The following is a 20098-nucleotide window of genomic DNA, read 5'->3' on the forward strand; positions in this document are numbered from 1 at the left end:
GGAGCACACCATGATCGCACTTGAAGCGCTGAGCAAGGACTTCGGCGCCACCCGCGCCGTCAATGCGCTGACCGCCACCATAGAACCCGGGCAGGTGACCGGATTCCTCGGACCCAACGGGGCCGGCAAATCGACCACCATGCGGATGATCCTCGGACTGGACGCGCCAAGCAGCGGGCGGGCACTGGTCAATTCGGTTCCCTACGCGCAGCTGCGCTACCCGCTGCAGGTTCTCGGAGCGCACATCTGCGGCACGGCGGGGCACCCGGGGCACACCCCGCGCACCTTCCTCGCATCCCTGGCGCAAAGCAACTGGATCCCGGCAACCCGGGTGGATGAGGTACTGGCCGACGTCGGGCTGCAGTCCGTGGGCACCCAGCGGATCGGCGGATTCTCCCTGGGCATGCGCCAGCGCCTGGGCATCGCCGCAGCGCTGCTGGGCGACCCCGAGATCCTGGTCCTGGACGAGCCGATGAACGGGCTGGACGCCGAAGGGATCGTCTGGATCAGGCAGCTGCTGCGCGCCCGGGCGGATCGCGGCGGGACCGTCTTCGTCTCCAGCCACCTGATGAGCGAGGTGCAGCAGGTCGCGGACCAGCTGATCCTGATCGGCCGTGGAGAGCTGATCGCCCAAGCCCCCACCAGGGAGCTGATCAGGCAATTCACCCAGCAGGTCATTACGGTGCGCTCGCCGCAGCTCGCGGCGCTCGCCGGGCTCCTGCAGCAACCGGGCATCGAGCTGAACGCTGGCGAGGACCGGCTGGAGATCGTCGGCCTGCCGCTGGAAAATGTCGGCGCGCTGGCCTTCGCCCATGGCATCGAGCTGCATGAACTGAGCGTTGCCCACGGATCGCTGGAAAACGCCTACAACCAATTGACGCATGGCATGGTGGAGTACTCCGCCGAATCAGCTAGGGGAGCGGGAAGCAAATGAGCACGCTGCAGATCAAAGAGTCCGCATCCGGATACCCGGGCGCAGGGCTGCTGCCGGCGGCCCGCGCCGAGGCCGCTAAATTCTTCGGGCTGCGTTCGCTGCTCTGGCTTTATGCCTTGGGAATCGCGTTTTCCATCGCCCTGGGGTGGCTGCTGGGTGCCAGTGCGAAAGCCAGCGGGGACAATGGCTTCGACACGGCGATGCCCGCCCCGCTGATGGTTTTCGCAACCCTGCAATTCGGCCAGCTGTTTTTCGCTGCCGCCGCGGCCCTGCACATCACCAGCGAGTACTCCAGCGGCACCATCACCACCTCCTTGCAAGCGGTACCGCGCCGCGGGCTGCTGCTGGCAGCGAAGTCGCTGCTGCTCTCCGGGCTCGGTTTCGCTGCCGGGGTGGCGTTGATCGGCGTGGGCACCATCCCGGCAGCGCTCAGCGCGGGGCCGTATGGTACCTTCACCTTCTCCGATCTGGTTTCGGCCTGCGTGGGCGCCGGAATCTACCTGGCGCTGCTGAGCTTGATGGTGCTCGGGCTCGGGTTGCTGTGCCGGAATTCGGCCGGGGCGATCGTCTCGGCGATCATGCTGGTGATCGGGCTGCCGCAGATCCTGCAGCTGATTCCCTTCTCATGGGTGCAGACGGTGGCCGACTACCTGCCCAGCAATGCGGCGACGTTCATGGCCACCGGCGCCACCGAACCCTATGGGCCGGCAGCGGCGCTGCTGGTGCTGGCAGGCTGGGCCGTGGCCCTGCTAGGAGCCGGATATGTTTCGCTGAAGCGGCGCGACGCCTAGCCGCAGGCAGCGCACAGCGGGGTATCGGGCATGATGCCCGATACCCCGCTGTGCGCACGTGGCTGAAGTTGCTAGGCCTTGGACCGAAGCTGGGCCCGGTCCCGCCATGCGGCGGTGCTCCATAGGGCGAGCGCTACCAGCGCTGGCTGGAAGAAGAGCCGGGCAAGCCGTTTCCCGTCGGTGTCCAGGCCGAACGCGTCGCGTCCCTCCTGCCACTGGGCGAGATTGCCGGGGAACACCGCGACGAAGAAGAGCGCGGCGATCCAGCCTACGGCGACCCGCTTCTTGAGCAGCGCCAGCAAGGAAAGTCCCAGGCCGATTTCGGCGACACCGGAAAGGATGACCGTCAGGTCCGGATCCAGCGGGACGAAGTCCGGGACCTGGGCGCGGAATTCCTCGCGGGCAAAGGTCAGGTGGCTGACCCCGGCGAAGACCAGGAATGCCCCGAGCGCAATCCTTGCGCCGTGCCGGGCAAATCCCAGGGGCTTCGCCGCGGGAGACCTAGTCATCGCTGACGCTGACAAGGACATCGATGTTGCCGCGGGTGGCATTGGAGTAGGGGCAGACCTGGTGGGCCGCGTCGGCCAGTTCCTGGGCCAGCGCAGGTTCCATGCCGGGAATGATGACTTCCAGCTCAACCGAGAGCTTGAACCCGTTCTCTCCGTCGCGGTTCAGGTGGACTCGGCCGCCGACGCTGGAGTCCTCGATCTTGACCTTGCGGCCGCGCGCCACCATATTCAATGCCGAGTGGAAGCAGGCGGCGTAGCCCGCTGCGAACAGCTGTTCCGGGTTGGTGCCGGCTCCCGAGCCGCCCAGCTCTGCCGGGGAGGCCAGGGCCAGATCGAGCTTGCCGTCCGGGGTCTGGACGCGGCCTTCGCGGCCTTGGCCGGTGGACAGGGATTCAGCGGTGTACAGGGTTTCCATGAAACTGCCTTTCGATGAGGGGGAAATCTGGTAGCTATTTTCCGGAGGGTTGGTCGGGAGCGGGGATTTGCTGCATGGAGGCGGTGATGCGGTGCAGGGATGCCAGCAGCGCTTTGGCGCTTTCCATATCCGGCAACCCGGTGCCGCAGGCGATCTGCGCCGGGATATGCGCCAGTTCTTTGCGCAGGGATACGCCAGCGGGGGTCAGGCGGACGTTGACGACGCGGCTGTCCTTGTCATCGCGTTGGCGTTCGATGAAGTCCTTCTGTTCCAGCCGGCGCAGCAGCGGGGACAGGGTCCCGGAGTCCAGCTGGAGCATCTCGCCGATTTCGCGCACCGGCTTATCGCCTTCGGACCACAGTGCAACGAGCACCAGGTACTGGGTGTAAGTCAGCTGCCAAGGGGCGAGCAGCTCGGTATATGCGCGGGTGGTGGCCCGGCTGGCCGAGTAGAGGGAGAAGCACACCATGTCGTCAACTATTGCCATGGAATAATGATTGCACGCAATTCAATTGTGCGCAACTTAAATTATTGATTCGCCAGGCACGGCGCTGCGCGGAGCGCAGAACGGGGGCTTGGAATCGGATTTGGAATTGGAGCCGGACCGGCACTGGAATCGCGGAAAGCGACGTGTCGGAGCACCAGCAGGGATCTTGTCCCGCCGGCTGATGGGGTCATGTTTCGCGCCCTTGCGGTGGCGTCGCTAAGCTGGGAGCCATGAGCATCGGCAACTACCAGGCGAAGGCCGGAGGGCGCACCTGCCCCCGCCTGGCGGTAGTCCGCTCGCTGCTGCTGATCAGTGCGGTGCTTTTCGGCTTGTTCTCGATGCATGTGATGCATCATGGAGTCTCGGCGCAATCCCCGGCCCCAGCCCCGGTCGCGCAGGCGCATCCGGCTCACACCCAGCCCGCGCACCATGCTCCGCCAGCCGATGCGGGCGGCGGGGAACAGGGCTGCACCGACTGCCCGATGGGCCATGAGATGGCCGCCGCAGGTTGCGTCTTGGCGCTGCTGGCCATGCTGCTGTTCCTGCGGCCGCCGCAGACCGTAGCCGTTCTCCGGTCGGTGTTCCCGCGGACCCTTTGCGCGGCACCGGAACTGCGGGGGATCGCACCGGATAAACCCGATCTGGTTGCGTTGGGGATCTGCCGAACGTGAGAACTTGGCCGGTCGATGCACTGGCCTCCAGCTAGTTCCGGCGCCGCCGCAGGCGGGCGCCGCTCACGTTCCAGATCCACCAGGAGAATCACCATGAACAAGCAGACCCTCATTTCCAGCGCCCTCGTACTGGGTGCAACGCTCGCCCTCGCCGGATGCGCAGGGGAACCATCAAGCACCGAGGCGCCCAGCGCCTCGGCCTCCGGTTCGCATTCCGGGCATTCCATGGACCAGTCCGCATCGGCCAACGACGCCGATATGGCCTTCGCCGCGGGCATGAAGGTGCACCACGAACAGGCGATCGAGATGTCCGGCATCCTGCTGGGCAAATCCGGGATTCCCGCCGAGGTGGCATCCCTGGCCGAAAGGATCCAGGCTGCGCAAGGCCCGGAGATCGAACGCATGGACCGCTGGCTTTCCGAGTGGAATATGCCCGGCGGGATGGATCACGGGGGCATGGACCACGGCGACGGGATGGTCCCGGAGGAGGGCATCAAGGCGCTGGAAGACGCGACCGGCTCCGACGCTGCCCGGCTCTTTCTCGAGCAGATGATCATGCACCACGAAGGCGCCGTGGAGATGTCCAAGACCGAGATCAGCGAGGGAAGCTACCCGGCGGCCCTCGACCTGGCCCAGCAGATCGTTGATTCCCAGACCAGGGAAATCAATGAGATGAAGCAGCTGCTTGAGACGCTGTAGCCCGGAATTGGAGACAGGAAGGTTGGGAGTGGCCATGTCCGAGAAATTTGCCGGCGGCAAGAGCTACCGTGCCCGCATTGCGGCCAGGGGCGCCGGTTCGCTGCTCGCGCTGGCCGTGCTGGCCGGATGCAGCACCGCTGCGGCACCCGTCGCGCAGCCCGAGCCAACGGTGGTTGCAGCCGAGGACACCGGTCAGTTCCTCGCCGAGCTGGGACTGGAAGGACTCGACGCCAAGCAGGCCATCGACCGGCTCGATCGCTTGCCGCAGGAGCAGCGGCCGGAGAACTTCACCGCCATGGTGCAGCCAACGCAACTGGTGCTGGCCGATGCGTCGGGACGCACCGCGAACCTGCCGCTGCCGGAAGGCCAGTACTATCTTTCGGCCGCGCCCTATGTGGACCAGACGCACAGCTGCCATTTCCATAGCCTCACCACCTGCCTTGGGCAGCTGCAAGGCAGGCAGATGGAGGTCAAGGCCGTGAACGCCGAGACCGGCGAGGTGCTGGTGGACCAGGGCATGGAAACCTTCGACAACGGATTCATCGGCCTCTGGGTTCCGCGGGGAATCACGCTGGACCTTGAATTCACCTACCAGGGGAAGAGCGCCAAGACCACGGTGTCTACCGCCGGGCAGTCCAGCGCAACCTGCCTGACGGAGCTGCGGCTGGTCTAGGGCCAGCGGTCGCGGACAGCGCGCAAACGGACTCGGGCCTGCAACCACGAAGGTGGTTGCAGGCCCGAGTCATAGCGTCGCCAAAGCCTAGTCGTTGGGCTTTGGCGGTGCCTGCTTCATCAGCTCTTCGAAGGCCCGGCGTTCCTTGCGCGAGACCGGGATCTGGCCGGTCAACGGGTTGACGACCTGGCCAGCTGCTGCGGCAGGCGCGGGGGCAGCCGCGGGGCTCTTCCCGGCATCTGCGGTCTTCGAGGCCTCCGCGGCCGCGGCTTCTGGCGCGGCGCCCGGAACGATCTTGGCGCTGGCGCTATCCATAGCCCGGGACAGGTCCTGGGCAGCGGTATGCTGCTGCGCCGAATGCTTGCGCGCGCGGCGGGCCTTGGCGTTCTTCTCCTTGCGAGACTCGACCAAGCGGTAGAGCACCGGCACCAGGATCAGGGTGAGCACGGTGGAAGAGACCAGGCCACCGATCACCACCACGGCCAGCGGCTGGGAGATGAATCCGGACTGGCCGGTCAGGCCCAGGCCCATCGGCACCAGCGCGAAGATGGTAGCCAGAGCGGTCATCAGGATCGGGCGCAGGCGCTGGCGGGCGCCGTGCATGATGGCATCCTCCAGGGACATGGCCGGACGTTCGGCGCTGTCCTGGCGGTACTGGTTGATCAGGTCGATCAGCACAATCGCGTTGGTCACCACGATGCCCACCAGCATCAGCATGCCGATCAGCGAAGGCAAGCCCAGCGGGATCCCCGAGATCAGCAGCAGGCCGATAGCGCCGGTCGCCGCGAAGGGAATCGAGACCAGCAGGATCAGCGGCTGGATCAGCGACTTGAAGGTGGCCACCATGATCACGTAGACAATCGCGATGGCCGCCAGCAGCGCCAGATACAGCTGGTTGAAGGACTCGGCCTGCTCGGTTGCCGCGCCGCCGATCTCCGCGGTGGCGCCCTCGGGCAGCTGCACCGAGTCCAGGCTCGCGGCGACGTCCTTGGACACCTCTCCGAGCATGTTCTCCACGGGAGCAAGGGTGACCGTAGCGATACGTTCGCCGTTGGAGGTGGTGACCTGCTGGACCACCTTGGCACGCTCAACGGTGGCCAGATCCTGCAGTTCCCTGATGCCGGTGGCGGTAGGGATCTGCAGCTCGCGCAGCTTCTCCAGGCTGTCCAGATCCATCCCCTCGCCGATCTGCACCGTCATGTCGGTGTAGTCCAGGCGCAAGGTGCCTGCCGGAACAGGGGAGACCTGCGAAGCGACCATGCCAGCGAGCTGAGTCTCGGTCAATCCCGCCTCGGCAGCCTTCTGCGCATCGATATCGATGGACACCTGCTCGCGTTCGGCAGAGAGGTTATCGGAGATTTCGGTGACGTTCGCGGTACCTTCCAGTGCTTCGCGCATCGTGGAGGTCGCCTCGCGCAGGATCCCCTCGTCCGGGGCCTTGATCTCGATGGTGACATCGCTGGACATCATGGCCGAGGAGTTCGAGCCGAAGCTCAGGTCCAGGTCCTCGGCCAGGTCCAGGCCTTCCACCTGCTCGCGCACCGTGTTCGTCAGCGCTTCCTGGTCGGCATCGGCATCGGTGATCACGGTGAAGCTTGCGGTATCCGAGCCGGAGGAGAACATGGCAGCCATGCCGCTGGCGGTGCCCACGGTCAGCTGGACATCTTCGATTCCCTCGATATCAGCGAGCCCGGTCTCGATCTTTGCCGCTTGCTTTTCGGTGGTTTCCATGGAGGTGCCCGAAGGCATCTTGGCGGTGATGGAAATGGAGTTCTCGCCGGTGGAACCCAGCAGATTGGTGTTCAGCAGCGGGGTCATGGCCACGGTGCCGGCAAGGACCAGCACCGAGGCCAGCAAGGTGATGACCGGGTGCTTCTGGGTCCCCTCCAGCACCGGAATGTAGGCACGCTGCAACCACGACTTGTCTTCGGCCACATGCACAGTATGGGTTTCGCCGCTGCCCGGGCGGTGCGGCAGGAACCAGTACGCCAGTACCGGAACAATGGTCAGCGATACCAGCAGCGACGCCAGCAGTGCGATGGTCATGGTCAGCGCGAACGGGCTGAACAGTTCGCCGGCCATGCCGCCCACCAGGGCGATCGGCAAGAAGACCGCCACGGTGGTCAGGGTCGCCGCGGTAATGGCGCCGGCCACTTCCTTGACCGCCAGCAGGATCGACTGCGCCTTGGATTCGCCATGGGACAGGTGGCGCTTGATGTTCTCGATCACCACAATCGAGTCATCCACCACGCGGCCAATGGAAATGGTCAAGGCGCCCAAGGTGAGCATGTTCAGCGTGTATCCGAAGGCATTCATCCCGATGAAGGTGGCCATCAGGGACAGCGGAATGGAGATCGCGGTGACCAGGGTGGAGCGTACCGAGAACAGGAACACCAAGATGATGATCACCGCGAAGCCCAGGCCCAGGGCGCCTTCCAGCGCCAGGTGCTTGATCGAGTCCTCGATGAAGGGCGCCTGGTCGAAGATCGTGGTCAAGGTGGCCTTGTGGCCCAGCTCGGACTCCAGCTCGGCAAGCATTGCGGTGACCGCGTGCGAAATGGCTACCGTGTCTCCATCGGGAGTCTTGGTGACCTGGATGGACAGGGTCTCCTCGCCGTTGGTGCGGGTAATGCTGGTAGCCTCATCGGCCTTGACCGAGACCTCGGCGACGTCCTTGAGCAGCACCGGACCGCCATCGGTGACCAGCGGGATATCCTTGATGGCCTCCAAGCTGTCGGGGGTGGAGCCGGCAATGACCGGCAGTTCCAGGCCATCGACGTCCATGTTGCCAATGGGCATGGGGGAGCCGGCGTTCTCGATGCCGTCCTTCAGATCCGTGACGGCCAAGCCGGCATCGCGCATCTGGTCGTCTTTCGGGATCACCGCAATGTGCTGGGAGGCGCCACCGGAGACCGAGGCCTCGCGGACCCCCTCGATCTTCTGCAGCTTGGGAAGGGTCAGGCGCTCCACGTCGTCGTTGAGCTCTTCCAGCGACTGGTCCGAGGAGACGGCCAGGGCCAGGACCGGGAAGTCCGCGATGGAGCCGGCGAAGGCGGTGGGCTCGACATCCTCGGGAAGCTGGGCCTTGGAATTGGCAATGGCCCGTTCCACCTGGGTCCGGGCACGATCCATGTCCGTGCCGTATTCGAAGGTCAGCGAGATGCGGGTGAAGCCGGTCTGCGAGGTAGCGGTGGAGGATTCCAGGCCCTCAACTGCCTGCAAAGCGGTTTCCAGCGGCTCGGCCACCTGCTCGTCGATCACCTCGGGGCTGGAGCCCATTTGGGTTGCCATGACCGAGATCTGGGGGAATTCCAGGGCGGGGATCAGCTCCTGCTTGAGCGATCCCATGGAAATCACGCCGAAGACGGCGGCGAAAACCGTGATGAGCGCAATGAGCGCCCGGTTTTTCAATGACAAGATGGCCAAGCGCTGCATGCGGGTGTGGTCCTAGCTGTGTCGCAGTGGGAAGGGCTGATCTCAACTTTAGTTGGTTGCCATTGCTCAACAGTCACCGGGAGATGTAAAGCACGCAAAATCATCCCAATGGATTACCCCGAAGCGGCCTGGGGCAGCCCCGCCCGCACGTGCCAATGCTGCCGATGCCGCGGCGCGCGCAGTGGTGCTGGAGCGCCTGCCCGATTCTTAAGGGAAGGCGGTGGCTGGTGGCCGCATGGAATACTGGGGACATGAGTCTGCAGATGCCGATTGCGGTGCAAGCCACCGCGCAGCAAGGGATCCGGCGGCTAATCAGGATCCGGTACCGCTATTTCAGCTACGCCCTGCGCTACGCCGACGGGCGGGAAGTCTCCGGCCTGGGCTGGGCCGAGGCCGATAAATTGCTGCAAGGGCACCGGTATCCCGCCGATGCCTCGTGCACGCGCCACGGCGCCGAACGCCATTGCCCCGACCTTGGCGCTGGTGCCTGGGTGGACTACCCCTACGGCGAGCCGCTGGATCGGCAATAGCCCGACCAGCGCCCGGATACGCGAGAACCGCCCACCAATGCTGGTGGGCGGTTCTCGTTGTGCTTGGTGCCTACAGTCCCAGGGACTTGTCGGTGGCTGCCTTGACCTCCGCGTAGAGTGCTGGGTTCTCGTTCAGCTTCTGGCCGTAGGAAGGAATCATGTCCTTGAGCTTCGACTCCCAGCCTGCGAACTGCTTGGGGAAGCAGCGCGACAGCAGCCCGACCATGATCGGGGTAGCGGTCGAAGCGCCTGGCGAAGCGCCGAGCAGGCCGGAGATCGAGCCGTCCGAGGAGGTGATGACCTCGGTGCCGAACTGCAGCACGCCGCCCTTCTTGGCATCCTTCTTGATGACCTGCACGCGCTGGCCAGCGGTGATCAGCTCCCACTTGGAACCATCTGCATCCGGGAAGTACTCGGCCAGCGCCTCGTCCTTCTTGGAGCGGGACTTGAGAACTTCCTTGATCAGGTAAGTGGTCAGATCCAGGTTGTCCTTGCCGACTGCCAGCATCGGGATGATGTTGTGCGGACGCAGGGACAACGGGAGATCCAGCTGGCCGGTGGACTTCAGGAAGTTCATCGAGAAGCCGGCGTAGGGGCCGAACATCAGCGAGCGCTTGCCGTCGACAAAGCGGGTATCCAGGTGCGGTACCGACATTGGAGGAGCGCCCACCGAAGCCTGGCCGTAGACCTTGGCGTGGTGCTGGTTGATGACGGTCTCATCGGTGCAGCGCAGGAACTGACCGGAGACCGGGAAGCCGCCGAAGCCCTTGATCTCGTCGATGCCAGCCTTCTGCAGCAGTGGCAGTGCGCCACCGCCGGCACCGACGAACACGAACTTGGCCTTGACGTTCTTGACTGCGCCCGAAGCGTTGTCCTTGACGCTCAATTCCCAGCCGGCGCCCGAACGCTTGATGCCCTTGACCTTGTGGCCGTAGTTCACCGAGGCGCCAGCGGCGCCCAGCGAGTCGGTCAGGTCGCGGGTTAGGCGGCCGAAGTCGACATCGGTACCGGAGACAACGCGGGATGCGGCAACCTTCTGCGAGGCATCGCGGCCCTTGGCCACCAGCGGGGTCCACTGGTTGATGGTGTCCAGGTCGTTGGTGATTTCCAGTTCCTCGAACAACGCATTGGGCTTCAGTGCCTCGTAGCGGGTCTGCAGGTACTTGGAGTGGTCCTCGCCGATGACGAAGGACATATGCGGCAGGGCGTTGATGAAGCTGTTGTCGGCAACGCGGTTGTTCTCGACGGCCCACGAGTAGAACTGGCGGGAAACCTGGAACTGCTCGTTGATGCCAATGGCCTTGGCCGGATCGACCGATCCGTCAGCCTTGGCAGCGGTGTAGTTCAGTTCGCACAGTGCCGAGTGGCCGGTACCTGCGTTGTTCCAAGGGGAGGAGGATTCCTGCCCGGCCTTGTCCAGGTTCTCGAAAAGACCAATGGACCAGGTTGGTTCCAGCTGGTTGATCATGGTGCCAAGGGTGGCACTCATGATGCCGGCACCGATTAGTACTACGTCAAAAGATTCGGTTGACGTTTCAGAAGGCACGAGGATCTCCATCGACAGTGATACTTTGCTCTCTCCCAGAGTAGACCTATATCCCCGGGGGTTAGAAATCGTTAACTGGGTTAACGGTCACTAACTTGAGATAGACGGCGAGTTTGCCATCTGCACATCCGCGTAGCACTCATTGAGCATCGGCGAGGGAGGATAGAAGGTGACGTTGCCGTTAAACGCCAGCGCAGAGATCGGAAAGACCAGTGGGAGCGCGGGCAGATCCGCGTTCAGGGTCTTGAGGATATCGGCATAGGCGGCGGTCCGTTCTTCCCCGGAAGGGATGGAACGGGCTAGCATGATCTGTGAGTCAAGTAACGTCGAGGTGTATCCGAACTCATTCTCCTTGGCCGCCAAAATGCCGGAAAGGAAGTCGTCTGCCGAACGGTAGCCGCCGGAGAAGCCCAGCAGGTGCAGTCCCTCGAAGTCCTTGGACTGCACGGTCTGCACGTAGCCGTCGGTCCATGCAATCGGGCGCGGCTTGATGCGGATCCCCACTGCGGCGAGGTCCTCGGCGATCTGCGCGAAGGTGCGTTCAGGCAGCGGCAGGTAGTTGCGCGAAACCTGCAGCGGGTAGGCGAACTCGATCTGTTCGCCCTTGTAACCCAACTCGGCCAGCAAGGTCTTGGCCTTCGACGCATCGTGGTTCGGCGTATCTTCCGGTGCCGGAATGCTCAAGGCAGAGGGCAAGAGGGTCGAAGCGTGCTTGGACCCTTGCAGGAACAGCTTCTCAGCCAGCGAGCTGCGGTTGACCGCGTGCGCAATGGCCAAGCGGAACTCCGGCTTGGCCAGCCACTTATTGCGCTGGTTCATGCCGAGGTAGAGCACGGAGAAGGGATCGCGCTGGACAACCACCTTGGCATTGCGCACCAGGGTGCGCATGATGTCCACCGAGACCATGTCGAAGCCGTCGATTTCATCGGCCAGCAGTGCGCCTTCGCGGTTGTAGGGCGAAGGAACAGCTGAGATCAGCGCAACCTCGGGATGCGCGGTGTTATTGGATAGCCGCGGTTGATTCCAATAGTCCTTGAAGATCTCCAGGCGCACCACATTGTCCTCATGGGAAACAAAAGTGTATGGCCCGGTACCTACCGGGTGGGTGGAGAGCGACTCGGCCGGGTTCTGCCCGGGGCCGCCGGTCAACGCGCTGGGCGCGGCAATGGCCATGCCCGGCAGGGTCAGCGCTTCGATCAGCCCTGGCAGCCGGCGGCGCAGGTTCAAGGCGACCAGGTACTTGCCGGTTGCCTTGACGGATTCGAAATAGCTTGCGGAACCGGCTGCGGACTTCCCTTCGAAGAGCTTGGTGTCGAACTTCTTGGTCAGCTCTTCAAGCTGCTTGGTGCGTAGCTGCTGGGTGGCCAGTTCCTCTTCGCTGGCGTCGGCAGCGCTCTTGAACTCTTCTTCGAGTTCCTTGGCGGTTGGAAGCTTGGGGATATCGCTGTCGAAGTGGAAAACATTGGCAAAGCCCTGGCTGGATGAAGCGCGCAGCTGCGGGGACAAGCTTTCCCAGCGGTTGAAGTTGGCGACAACTGCTTCTGCTGTCAATTCGGTGCCGTCGTGGAAGAGCACGCCTTCGCGCAGGGTGAAGGTGTAGCGCAAGCCATCAGGGCTTTCGGTCCAGGATTCGGCCAGGCCGGCTACCGCGCCACCGGTATCGGGATCGATATCGACCAGCGTCTCGTACACCTGGCGGGTGATCCGGAAGGATTCGTTATCCGCCACGATGGCCGGATCGAGCTTGACCGGGGGAGCGGCTGCTGCCAGGCGCAGGGTCCGGGGAATGCGCGGTGCACTGGCCGAGGCTGTGGGCGAAGCGGAGGACGCGGGCCCCGAATTTCCGGTGCAGGCGGTCAGTGCCAGTGCGGTAGTCGCCAATGTACCGGTCAGCAATGCGCGTCGTGATACGAGTTTCAATGGCAATTCGGGCACTGGGATGACTCATCTTCCTATGGCAGGCGGTACTGCTTCGCGCAGGGAACAAGCAAGTAAATGTGCGCAAAGGTATTTATCAAAGATAGCGCACCACGGCCACGGCTCCGGGAGCCAAAACTCCCGGAGCCGTCAACTGTCGCTAAATTGTTAGCTGCGGTGCACGAGGTTCTCGCCGTCGTTGCCCGCGGCCCAGGCCTGCACCTGCTTCTTGAGCAACTTCACCATGCGCGGGAAGAACGCCTTGGTGTTGCCGCCGTTGTGGGGAACGACCAAGGCATTGGGGTGCTGCCACAATGGGTGATCGGCCGGCAGGGGTTCTGGATCGAATACATCCGATGCCATATTCAAGCGGCCCGAAGCGACTTCTGCCACGATTGCCTCGGTATCCACCACCGGGCCGCGCGCGACGTTGACCACGGTTGCACCGTCGGGAAGCTTAGCCAGCAGATCAGCGTCAACCAGATGATGGGTGGAATCGTTGAGCGGCACGATCAGGATCAGCACTTCGATCTCCGCCGCGCGCGCTGCGAGATCCGAAGTTGCGAAGACCTCGCCATGCTCATCGGTGCGGGCCGTGGAGCCGAAGCGCATGAGATTGACCTCGAAGGGCTCCAGGCGCTTGCGGATCTCTTCGCCGATGCCGCCCACGCCAACCAATGCCACCGTCCGATCAGCCAAGCCGGGCCACTGCTGGGGATTCCATCGGCCTTGTTGCTGGTCTCGGACCGCGTGCGGGTAGCCGCGCAGGGATGCGATGGCCAGGCCGATGGCCATCTCGGCGGTAGCCGCCGCGTGGACGCCGGCCGCGGTATTGATATTTGCGCGATCGCCAATCAGGCCAACCATTCCGTCGAAGCCGGTGGTCTGGGTCTGGACGATCTTGACGTTCGGTGCCTTGCGGATGTTCTTCAGCGTCTGGGGATTCGACATATAGGGAAGGATGGCAATGTCGATTTCTTCCAGCGCAGTTCCGGGGGTGCTCTCCAGGTCCCAGAGCACAGCTTTGAGGTTTTCCGGGATCGGACCGACCGCATCAATCAGATCTTGTGTCGGGAATGAAATCGTTCGTTGGGTGCTCATGGAAACACTGTACAAACCCCATCCGCGCTTTGGTAGTAACCCCTAGTCATGTCCTGTAATGAAGGTCACCGCAGAATACTGGCCCCCGAATTTGCGCTGAGGGAAATTGCTGGTAAAGTTTTATCTCGTTGCGAAAGCGCGAAGCCCGAAAAGCTTCTAGAACATCGCAGCGGGCGCCTCTAGCTCAATTGGCAGAGCAAATGACTCTTAATCATTAGGTTCCGGGTTCAAGTCCCGGGGGGCGCACGAACAATTTGTTCGGTTCACCAGACAACTTGTTTTCATAAATAAATACGCGCTTTTAGCTCAATTGGTAGAGCAAATGACTCTTAATCATTAGGTTCCGGGTTCGAGTCCCGGAGGGCGCACAAAACAAAGGTCAGGCTTCGGTCTGGCCTTTTTTGTTTGTCCCGGTGGGCCAGCCAGCGCTTGACGCGGAACCACTTTGGCCTGCGGTCGCCGGTAGGCTGGCCCGCGCCGGAGCCGGGAGGGGATCGGGGAAAGGATTCGAGGCCACTGGCGGGAAATTGACCGGCTGGCGGCTGGTCCTTCGGGCGACGCCGCATTGCGGTTTCGTGGAAATCATTGCTGCAGGTGCGCCCGGAGTGCTGTGCGGACCGGAGCCGAGCGGGAGTGCTGGCCGCGAGTGGCAAATCCCGGATTTGCCCCGCCGGTGGATAGTGAGGTCCGGATCGGAAAACTATGTGTGTTTTAGATTACTTTCAAGCCGGACAAATGTGATATTATGAATCTGACTTGGACTTTTATGTTCTCAGGTCGGGTACTGGCCGATTTTTGCTTTTGCATCATTTCTGCCTATGATTGTCTACGTCGCAAAGACGAGTTCTGAAAAAGAACTAGTCAGAGCGAGGAAGCGCTTTTAGCTCAATTGGTAGAGCAAATGACTCTTAATCATTAGGTTCCGGGTTCGAGTCCCGGAGGGCGCACAGTAGATCCGATCTGATTCGTCAGGTCGGATTTTTTGTATACCGCAAAGAAAAGAGGATCAGCTCATGAGTACTTCCGAAAAGACTAACCGTCTGTCCATCGGTGACCAGGCCCCTGATTTCACCTTGCAGGACGCTGCTGGCAAGTCTGTTGCCTTGGCCGATTACCGCGGCAAGAAGACCATCGTGTACTTCTACCCAGCCGCATCCACCCCGGGCTGCACGAAGCAGGCCTGCGATTTCCGCGATTCACTCGAATCCTTGCAGTCCCTGGGGTACGCAGTTCTGGGCATTTCCCCGGACAAGACCGCCAAGCTGGAAAAATTTGTCGCCAAGGAAGAACTGAACTTCCCGCTGCTCTCCGACGAGGACCACGCAGTAGCTGAAGCCTACGGCGCCTGGGGAGAAAAGAAGAACTACGGCAAGGTCTACGAGGGCCTGATCCGCTCCACAATCGTGCTCGATGAAGAGGGCAAAATCGCGCTGGCGCAGTACAACGTTCGCGCCACCGGCCATGTAGCCAAGCTGCGCCGTGACTTGGGCATTGATCCCAAGTAGACCCCTTGTTTGGCTGATTTCATATCAGGCAGAACTTCCGCTACACTAAATGAGGTCGCCTTCGAGGAAACAGTGTTTCCGGTGTAGCGCTAGCGAGTATGGCGGAATTGGTAGACGCGCTGGATTTAGGTTCCAGTGTCTTCGGACGTGAGAGTTCAAGTCTCTCTACTCGCACCAACTGAACCCTGCGGTCTGATTCCATCGGCCGCAGGGTTTTTGCATGCATCCGCAGCGGTTGACCAAGCGTATGATCCAAATAAGGCAAGCGGCCGCGATCCGAGGAGGAGGGGCACCATGGCAGCCAAGGAACTGCCCACCATGTATGGGCTTTCTGAATCCGATCCTGGCCAGGACCTGATCAAGCGGGCGGGCATAGCCCCTGCCAATCTGGAGCAAATCGACCGCATCATGGCTGAAATGGGCCGGATGCGCCAGATCGAACGCCGCATCATGCGCAGCTCCCAGCAGTTCATGAAACTGAACGAAACCGACATGCGGGCGATCCGCAAGATGATCTCCGCCAAGCATGCGGGCCAATCCGTCACCCCGGGTGCGCTGAGCCAGTATCTGGGAATTTCCAGCGCATCGGTCACCAAGATGATTGACCGCTTGGAAGCCCACGGCCATGTGCGGCGCACCAGGCATCCAACCGACCGGCGTTCGCAATGCGTCGAGGTCACCGAGGAAACCCACCTGGCAGCACGGGAGCAAGTGGGGCGGCACCATGCCAAGAGATTCGAAGTGGCCAACGCGATGAGCCCCGAGGAGCGGGACGTAGTGATCCGGTTCCTTGCCGGGACCTCCGATGCCTTGGAAAGCAGCCTCGATTCAACGACTGCCGGCGAAGCGGACTAGTACCGGGACGTGCTGGATCCTCAGCCAGCCGCCTGCTTTTCCGCATCGCGCACAATGTTCTTGATGGTGGCCGGGAAAATGGCCCCATGGAACGGGTATACCGCCCACCAGTAGCAGCGTCCGGCCAAGCCCCGCGGGAAGAACACCGCTCGCTGGATCAGTTCGCTGCGCCCGTCAGCTCGCTTGTCGATCCGGTAATCCAGCCATGCCTGGCCCGGGGCACGCATCTCCGCGCGCAAGCGCAGCAAGCTGTTTTCCTCCAGGGCTTCCACGCGCCACCAATCCACCACATCTCCTAGTGCCAGCGTGCTGTGCGAGCGGCGTCCGCGCCGCGACCCCACGCCGCCTGCCAGTTTGTCCATCAAGCCGCGCAGCTTCCACAGGGCGGGGAAGGCGAAATACGGTGATTCCCCGCCGAGCCGATGCAGCACGCTGAAGAGCTGCGCCTCGGTTGCCGTGGTGCTGATGCGGCGGATATCGGTATAGGCCTTGCGCCCGGACCACTGAGGATCAGAGGGCAGCGGTTCGGCGGGTGCCGAAATCGGCTGGGCGGTAGCCCAACTGGTTTGCACCGCGTCGGCATCCATCTTCTCCAGTGCCAGCTGCACCGCTCGCGGATAGTCGCACAAGCCCTGCGCCGGCGGGGCAATCAGCTTGTCGATGTCCCGCGAGCCCATGACGCAATCATGCTGCAGCGACTGCACCAGCGCGGAAGCCAGGGTGTGCGGCAGCGGCGTCACCAGATTGACCCAGTGCGAAGCCAGCCGAGGGGTCAGCAGCGGCAACGGCCAGACTTTCGGTTCGCGCAGGCCGGCCACCTGGGCGTAGATCTTCATCAGCTGCGCGTAGCTGTAGGTGCCGGGGCCGCCGATGTCATAGGTTCCCTGCGCGGGCTGCGCCAGCTCGGCGCAGGCCGCCAGGTAGTGCAAGGTGTCGCGGATGGCGATGGGCTGGACCTGGTTCAGTACCCAGCGCGGGGCCGGCATCACCGGCAGCACATCGCTCAGGTGCCTGACCATTTCGAAACTGGCCGAGCCGGAGCCGATCACCAGGCCCGCCTGGAGCACCAGGGTGCTGGCGGCCGCTGACAGGATCTGCCCCACGGCCACGCGCGAAGCCAGATGCTCGCTGAGTTCACCTGCAGGATGCAACCCGGAAAGGTAGACCAGCTGGCTGACGTCCTGTTCGCGTACGACCTGCGCCATGACCTGCGCGCACGCTTTTTCCTGAGCCGCGAAATCCCGGGTCCCGGACATCGAATGCACCAGATAGTAGAGCAGGTCCGCGTCCTTGCAGAGCTTGGCCACTGCGTGCTCATCTTGCAGGTCGCCCTCGACGATCTCGACTTGGCTGCGCCATGGGGTATCGCGCAGGCGCTGCGCGTCACGGGTGAAAACCCTGACCTGGTGCCCGTTGCGCAAGAGCAGGGGCACCAGCCGTCCGCCGATATATCCGGTTGCTCCGGTCACTGCTATCAGGCTCATGGAGTTCGAACACCGCGCTTGCGCCAGGCGATCACCATGGATCCGAGCAGGAGCAGCGCGGCGCAGCCCAGCGCGGCGTACCCGGCCAGTTCAGACTGGTTGGTTCCGGACAGCCGGCTCACGCCGATCCAGCCCAGGCCCCAGGCGATGGCCAAGGCGGTGAAGATCCTGCCCGAGTAGGCGGTGGTGCCCAGCCCGATGGCCGCTGCGACCACCAGCAGTGCCACTGCCGCTCCTGGTGCCCAGGAGGCGTCCTGGCCAAAGCCCAGGGAGAGCAGCCATGCGGAGGTGTTGGCGATGCTGGCTACGCAGACCCAGCCCAGGTAGATGCCGAAGGTCAGCCACATGATCCAGTATTCGGTGCGCGAAGACGGGGTGCCTGCCACCATGATGGTCAGCATCCAGGCCAAGCACGCGACGAGGATGAAGATCACCGCGACGCTGGCCCCCAGCCAGCCCAGCTGGACCACGGTAATCCATGCGGCGTTCAGCAATGCGGAAAGCAGCGCGGGAATCCGCAGCTTGGCAGCCCAGGCCGAGCGGCGTCCGGCGGGGGTGAGCTGGAAGATGCCGTAGACGGCCAGCCCGGCGTAGATCACGCTCCAGATGGAGAAGGCCGGACCCGCGGGGGCCAGCAGCGTCGAGTCAGCGCCCAGATAGCCGCCGGCTGCCTGCTGGACCGGAGTTCCGCCCAGGGCCCCGCTTCCGATGAATGAAACGGCAATGGCCAGGACCAGGGCAATCGCCGTGAACACCGGCAGTGCCCAGGATGTTGCTGACGCGGGGGATCGATAGGGAAAATTCGGGGAATCCGTGGAACTGCTCATCGTGTGCTCCTGATGTCGGTTGAAAATTTTCCCGCTCCGAGTCGACAAAACGAGATAGTTAAACCATGATGTATCTAGAAAAGCTAAATATCAACTACGCGAGAGAAGTTATCATGGATTGTTCACGTCCGCTGATTGCCTCGGAAGTGTTCCGGTTGCTGCTCAAGCTCCAGCGGTCCTATGCACTGAGCGAAGCGCGCCTGCGCCACAGCCTTGACCTGAACGATACAGATTTGCGTGCGGTGAACCTGCTGCGTTCCATGCAAACGCCCAGCTCCGGGGAACTGGCCCGCGAACTGGGAGTGTCATCGGCAGGAATCACCTCGGTCCTGGACCGGCTCGAAGCCCGCGGGATGGTTGAAAGAAGGCACCATGCCGCGGACCGGCGGCGCACCCTGGTGGCCCCGGGGAGCAATTTCCCGGTGTCCACCGGGCCAGGGCAGGTGCTGCTGCGCAAGCTGCACACGTTCTACGCGCAGCTGGACGAGCCGTCCCGCAGGAATCTGGGCGCCCTGCTCGAAGAAGCCCGGCGAGAGCTGGAAACGCGGGACACCGTGAGCAGCGAAGAGAACCAAGCAAACCCCACCACATCCTTTCAGTAGGGAACCATGAGAATGCACACCACCACACACCAGGCCCCGCAGGCCGCAGCGGCTGGCGCGCCAGCCTCAGGCGGGCTCATCGATGCACCCACCCGGCGCGCCATCAGCGATCGGCTGGAACTGCTGGCCACGCAGGCCCAGCACCGCAGCGCCGCCTACTCCGCGCAGACCGCGCTGCTCTGGTCCCGGATCTCCGAGCGGCTGGCTACCGGCAAGCTGATGCGCCCGGGGCTGGTAATGCTCGGCTACCGTGCCTTCGGCGGCCGCAATGAGGCCCGCGCCATCGACCTGGGCTGCGCCTTCGAGCTGCTGCACGCCGCCTTGCTGATCCACGACGACGTGGTGGACCGCGACTTCGTGCGCCGCGGGGAAAAGACCATCTCGGCGCTCTACCGCGACCACGCCATCGCCAGCGGCCGGAACCGGGCCGATGCCGAGCATGCGGGCAATTCCGTGGGAATCATCGCCGGGGACCTGCTGATCAGCGAAGCGATCAAGCTTGCGGCCAGGGCCTCGGCCGGAAGCGACAGCGAGGCCGGGGTCCAGCAGGCCTTCTTCCAAGCCATCGAGCAGGCAGGGGCCGGAGAGCTCGAGGACCTGCTCTACTCGCTGGCCCCGGCTCCGGCCACCACCAGCCAGGTGCTGCGCATGGAACAGATGAAAACCGCGGCCTACTCCTTCCAGCTGCCGCTGCAGGCCGGAGCGCTGCTGGCCGGGGCGCACCCCGGGCAGGCCGAGGCCCTCGGTGCGGTGGGCTGCCAGCTCGGGGTGGCCTACCAGATCATCGATGATGTGCTGGGCACCTTCGGTGACCCGGCACGCACCGGCAAGCCGGTGGAATCGGACTTGCGCGAATTCAAGAGCACCATCTTGCTGGCCCTGGCCAGCGAGCAACCCGAATTCGCCAAGCTGCTGGGCGGATTCCGCGAAGGAACAGTGGATGCCGGCCGGATCCGCCAGGAACTAGCCGCGCAGGGGGCCGAGCGCTTCGCCCGGCAGCTGGCCCAGCAGCTGTGCTCGCGGGCCACCGGCTCCGCGGCCTTCCTGGACCTGCCCGAGGAAGCCCGGACGCTGCTGCGCGAATGCACCGGCCTGATCCTGGATCGAAGCAGCTGAA

At 63.4% G+C, this 20098-nt stretch carries 19 protein-coding genes and 4 tRNA genes; 14 read left to right on the forward strand and 9 right to left on the reverse strand.

What is annotated here, in order from left to right; translation table 11 throughout:
* The first annotated feature begins 10 nt into the window (after nucleotides 1–10).
* Nucleotides 11–934: an ATP-binding cassette domain-containing protein gene (locus tag ACIOTL_RS15380; RefSeq protein ID WP_400343386.1), complete on the forward strand. Its 924-nt coding sequence runs from the start codon at nucleotides 11–13 to the stop codon at nucleotides 932–934.
* Complete coding sequence (locus tag ACIOTL_RS15385; RefSeq protein WP_400343388.1) at nucleotides 931–1725, forward strand: hypothetical protein; 795 nt, start codon at nucleotides 931–933, stop codon at nucleotides 1723–1725. Before ACIOTL_RS15380 ends, ACIOTL_RS15385 begins: the two co-directional genes overlap by 4 nt.
* A gap of 71 nt (nucleotides 1726–1796) precedes the next feature.
* On the opposite strand, the gene ACIOTL_RS15390 is transcribed toward ACIOTL_RS15385, so the two are convergent.
* The 3 genes from ACIOTL_RS15390 to ACIOTL_RS15400 are packed head-to-tail and all read right to left on the reverse strand — an operon-like array spanning nucleotide 1797 to nucleotide 3136.
* Nucleotides 1797–2234 (reverse strand): DoxX family membrane protein, encoded by a 438-nt coding sequence (locus ACIOTL_RS15390; RefSeq protein WP_332728521.1) that lies wholly within the window; start codon nucleotides 2232–2234, stop codon nucleotides 1797–1799.
* Nucleotides 2227–2649, reverse strand: a complete 423-nt coding sequence (locus tag ACIOTL_RS15395) for an organic hydroperoxide resistance protein (RefSeq protein WP_105658061.1) — start codon at nucleotides 2647–2649, stop codon at nucleotides 2227–2229. Before ACIOTL_RS15395 ends, ACIOTL_RS15390 begins: the two co-directional genes overlap by 8 nt.
* A 34-nt stretch (nucleotides 2650–2683) precedes the next feature.
* Nucleotides 2684–3136, reverse strand: coding sequence for a MarR family winged helix-turn-helix transcriptional regulator (locus tag ACIOTL_RS15400; protein WP_400290915.1), 453 nt, complete (start codon nucleotides 3134–3136; stop codon nucleotides 2684–2686).
* A 230-nt stretch (nucleotides 3137–3366) separates the two neighbouring features.
* Here ACIOTL_RS15400 and ACIOTL_RS15405 point away from each other — a divergent pair, with 230 nt between their 5' ends.
* The 3 genes from ACIOTL_RS15405 to ACIOTL_RS15415 all read left to right on the forward strand — a co-directional run bounded on the left by ACIOTL_RS15405 (nucleotide 3367) and on the right by ACIOTL_RS15415 (nucleotide 5179).
* Nucleotides 3367–3807, forward strand: coding sequence for a DUF6153 family protein (locus ACIOTL_RS15405; protein ID WP_400343392.1), 441 nt, complete (start codon nucleotides 3367–3369; stop codon nucleotides 3805–3807).
* A gap of 93 nt (nucleotides 3808–3900) precedes the next feature.
* Nucleotides 3901–4506: a DUF305 domain-containing protein gene (locus ACIOTL_RS15410; protein WP_400343395.1), complete on the forward strand. Its 606-nt coding sequence runs from the start codon at nucleotides 3901–3903 to the stop codon at nucleotides 4504–4506.
* A 34-nt stretch (nucleotides 4507–4540) separates the two neighbouring features.
* Complete coding sequence (locus ACIOTL_RS15415) at nucleotides 4541–5179, forward strand: CueP family metal-binding protein (protein ID WP_400343398.1); 639 nt, start codon at nucleotides 4541–4543, stop codon at nucleotides 5177–5179.
* 87 nt (nucleotides 5180–5266) lie between these two features.
* Here ACIOTL_RS15415 and ACIOTL_RS15420 read toward each other — a convergent pair whose 3' ends face one another.
* Nucleotides 5267–8614: an efflux RND transporter permease subunit gene (locus tag ACIOTL_RS15420; protein WP_400343401.1), complete on the reverse strand. Its 3348-nt coding sequence runs from the start codon at nucleotides 8612–8614 to the stop codon at nucleotides 5267–5269.
* A gap of 251 nt (nucleotides 8615–8865) precedes the next feature.
* Between ACIOTL_RS15420 and ACIOTL_RS15425 the strand changes: the two genes are divergently transcribed.
* Nucleotides 8866–9144, forward strand: coding sequence for a hypothetical protein (locus ACIOTL_RS15425; RefSeq protein ID WP_400343403.1), 279 nt, complete (start codon nucleotides 8866–8868; stop codon nucleotides 9142–9144).
* Between the two features lie 70 nt (nucleotides 9145–9214).
* On the opposite strand, the gene ACIOTL_RS15430 is transcribed toward ACIOTL_RS15425, so the two are convergent.
* From ACIOTL_RS15430 to ACIOTL_RS15440, 3 genes are all read right to left on the reverse strand, one after another.
* Nucleotides 9215–10708, reverse strand: a complete 1494-nt coding sequence (locus ACIOTL_RS15430) for a malate:quinone oxidoreductase (RefSeq protein WP_400290994.1) — start codon at nucleotides 10706–10708, stop codon at nucleotides 9215–9217.
* 72 nt (nucleotides 10709–10780) lie between these two features.
* Nucleotides 10781–12625: an ABC transporter substrate-binding protein gene (locus ACIOTL_RS15435; protein ID WP_400343405.1), complete on the reverse strand. Its 1845-nt coding sequence runs from the start codon at nucleotides 12623–12625 to the stop codon at nucleotides 10781–10783.
* A 150-nt stretch (nucleotides 12626–12775) separates the two neighbouring features.
* Nucleotides 12776–13708, reverse strand: coding sequence for a 2-hydroxyacid dehydrogenase (locus ACIOTL_RS15440; protein WP_400343408.1), 933 nt, complete (start codon nucleotides 13706–13708; stop codon nucleotides 12776–12778).
* Between the two features lie 173 nt (nucleotides 13709–13881).
* Here ACIOTL_RS15440 and ACIOTL_RS15445 point away from each other — a divergent pair.
* The 6 genes from ACIOTL_RS15445 (at nucleotide 13882) to ACIOTL_RS15470 (ending at nucleotide 16068) form a co-directional block, all read left to right on the forward strand.
* Nucleotides 13882–13954 (forward strand) — tRNA-Lys (locus ACIOTL_RS15445).
* A gap of 49 nt (nucleotides 13955–14003) precedes the next feature.
* Nucleotides 14004–14076, forward strand: a tRNA-Lys gene (locus ACIOTL_RS15450).
* A gap of 506 nt (nucleotides 14077–14582) precedes the next feature.
* Nucleotides 14583–14655 (forward strand) — tRNA-Lys (locus ACIOTL_RS15455).
* A gap of 66 nt (nucleotides 14656–14721) precedes the next feature.
* The gene (gene bcp / locus ACIOTL_RS15460) at nucleotides 14722–15213 is read left to right on the forward strand and encodes a thioredoxin-dependent thiol peroxidase (RefSeq protein WP_133834698.1); all 492 of its coding nucleotides are present in this window, start codon (nucleotides 14722–14724) and stop codon (nucleotides 15211–15213) included.
* A gap of 92 nt (nucleotides 15214–15305) precedes the next feature.
* A tRNA-Leu gene (locus ACIOTL_RS15465) sits at nucleotides 15306–15390 on the forward strand.
* Nucleotides 15391–15507: 117 nt separating this feature from the next.
* On the forward strand, nucleotides 15508–16068 hold the full coding sequence (locus tag ACIOTL_RS15470; protein ID WP_105658071.1) for a MarR family winged helix-turn-helix transcriptional regulator: 561 nt from the start codon (nucleotides 15508–15510) through the stop codon (nucleotides 16066–16068).
* 20 nt (nucleotides 16069–16088) lie between these two features.
* Here the strand turns inward: ACIOTL_RS15470 and ACIOTL_RS15475 are convergent, their stop codons facing one another.
* Together ACIOTL_RS15475 and ACIOTL_RS15480 are read right to left on the reverse strand one after the other, a co-directional pair.
* Nucleotides 16089–17552, reverse strand: coding sequence for an SDR family oxidoreductase (locus ACIOTL_RS15475; RefSeq protein ID WP_400343412.1), 1464 nt, complete (start codon nucleotides 17550–17552; stop codon nucleotides 16089–16091).
* Nucleotides 17549–18379: a tryptophan-rich sensory protein gene (locus ACIOTL_RS15480; RefSeq protein WP_400343415.1), complete on the reverse strand. Its 831-nt coding sequence runs from the start codon at nucleotides 18377–18379 to the stop codon at nucleotides 17549–17551. The genes ACIOTL_RS15475 and ACIOTL_RS15480 overlap by 4 nt, the downstream gene beginning before the upstream one ends.
* A 113-nt stretch (nucleotides 18380–18492) precedes the next feature.
* Between ACIOTL_RS15480 and ACIOTL_RS15485 the strand changes: the two genes are divergently transcribed.
* Entirely contained in the window at nucleotides 18493–18981 is a 489-nt protein-coding gene (locus ACIOTL_RS15485) for a MarR family transcriptional regulator (protein WP_332595355.1), read from the forward strand.
* 12 nt (nucleotides 18982–18993) lie between these two features.
* Nucleotides 18994–20097, forward strand: a complete 1104-nt coding sequence (locus ACIOTL_RS15490; protein ID WP_332727841.1) for a polyprenyl synthetase family protein — start codon at nucleotides 18994–18996, stop codon at nucleotides 20095–20097.
* The last annotated feature ends 1 nt before the right edge of the window (nucleotide 20098 follow it).

Source organism: Glutamicibacter sp. NPDC087673 (assembly GCF_044743255.1).
Lineage (GTDB): Bacteria > Actinomycetota > Actinomycetes > Actinomycetales > Micrococcaceae > Glutamicibacter.

What these genes read in the sequence shown, in the direction of transcription:
- bcp (WP_133834698.1), top strand. Translation starts at nt 14,722, where the DNA reads ATGAGTACTTCCGAAAAGACTAACCGTCTGTCCATCGGTGACCAGGCC.
- ACIOTL_RS15415 (WP_400343398.1), top strand. Translation starts at nt 4,541, where the DNA reads ATGTCCGAGAAATTTGCCGGCGGCAAGAGCTACCGTGCCCGCATTGCG.
- ACIOTL_RS15420 (WP_400343401.1), bottom strand. Translation starts at nt 8,614, where the DNA reads ATGCAGCGCTTGGCCATCTTGTCATTGAAAAACCGGGCGCTCATTGCG.
- ACIOTL_RS15490 (WP_332727841.1), top strand. Translation starts at nt 18,994, where the DNA reads ATGCACACCACCACACACCAGGCCCCGCAGGCCGCAGCGGCTGGCGCG.
- ACIOTL_RS15380 (WP_400343386.1), top strand. Translation starts at nt 11, where the DNA reads ATGATCGCACTTGAAGCGCTGAGCAAGGACTTCGGCGCCACCCGCGCC.
- ACIOTL_RS15390 (WP_332728521.1), bottom strand. Translation starts at nt 2,234, where the DNA reads ATGACTAGGTCTCCCGCGGCGAAGCCCCTGGGATTTGCCCGGCACGGC.
- ACIOTL_RS15425 (WP_400343403.1), top strand. Translation starts at nt 8,866, where the DNA reads ATGAGTCTGCAGATGCCGATTGCGGTGCAAGCCACCGCGCAGCAAGGG.
- ACIOTL_RS15385 (WP_400343388.1), top strand. Translation starts at nt 931, where the DNA reads ATGAGCACGCTGCAGATCAAAGAGTCCGCATCCGGATACCCGGGCGCA.
- ACIOTL_RS15405 (WP_400343392.1), top strand. Translation starts at nt 3,367, where the DNA reads ATGAGCATCGGCAACTACCAGGCGAAGGCCGGAGGGCGCACCTGCCCC.
- ACIOTL_RS15400 (WP_400290915.1), bottom strand. Translation starts at nt 3,136, where the DNA reads ATGGCAATAGTTGACGACATGGTGTGCTTCTCCCTCTACTCGGCCAGC.
- ACIOTL_RS15480 (WP_400343415.1), bottom strand. Translation starts at nt 18,379, where the DNA reads ATGAGCAGTTCCACGGATTCCCCGAATTTTCCCTATCGATCCCCCGCG.
- ACIOTL_RS15440 (WP_400343408.1), bottom strand. Translation starts at nt 13,708, where the DNA reads ATGAGCACCCAACGAACGATTTCATTCCCGACACAAGATCTGATTGAT.
- ACIOTL_RS15485 (WP_332595355.1), top strand. Translation starts at nt 18,493, where the DNA reads ATGGATTGTTCACGTCCGCTGATTGCCTCGGAAGTGTTCCGGTTGCTG.
- ACIOTL_RS15470 (WP_105658071.1), top strand. Translation starts at nt 15,508, where the DNA reads ATGGCAGCCAAGGAACTGCCCACCATGTATGGGCTTTCTGAATCCGAT.
- ACIOTL_RS15395 (WP_105658061.1), bottom strand. Translation starts at nt 2,649, where the DNA reads ATGGAAACCCTGTACACCGCTGAATCCCTGTCCACCGGCCAAGGCCGC.
- ACIOTL_RS15475 (WP_400343412.1), bottom strand. Translation starts at nt 17,552, where the DNA reads ATGAGCCTGATAGCAGTGACCGGAGCAACCGGATATATCGGCGGACGG.
- ACIOTL_RS15410 (WP_400343395.1), top strand. Translation starts at nt 3,901, where the DNA reads ATGAACAAGCAGACCCTCATTTCCAGCGCCCTCGTACTGGGTGCAACG.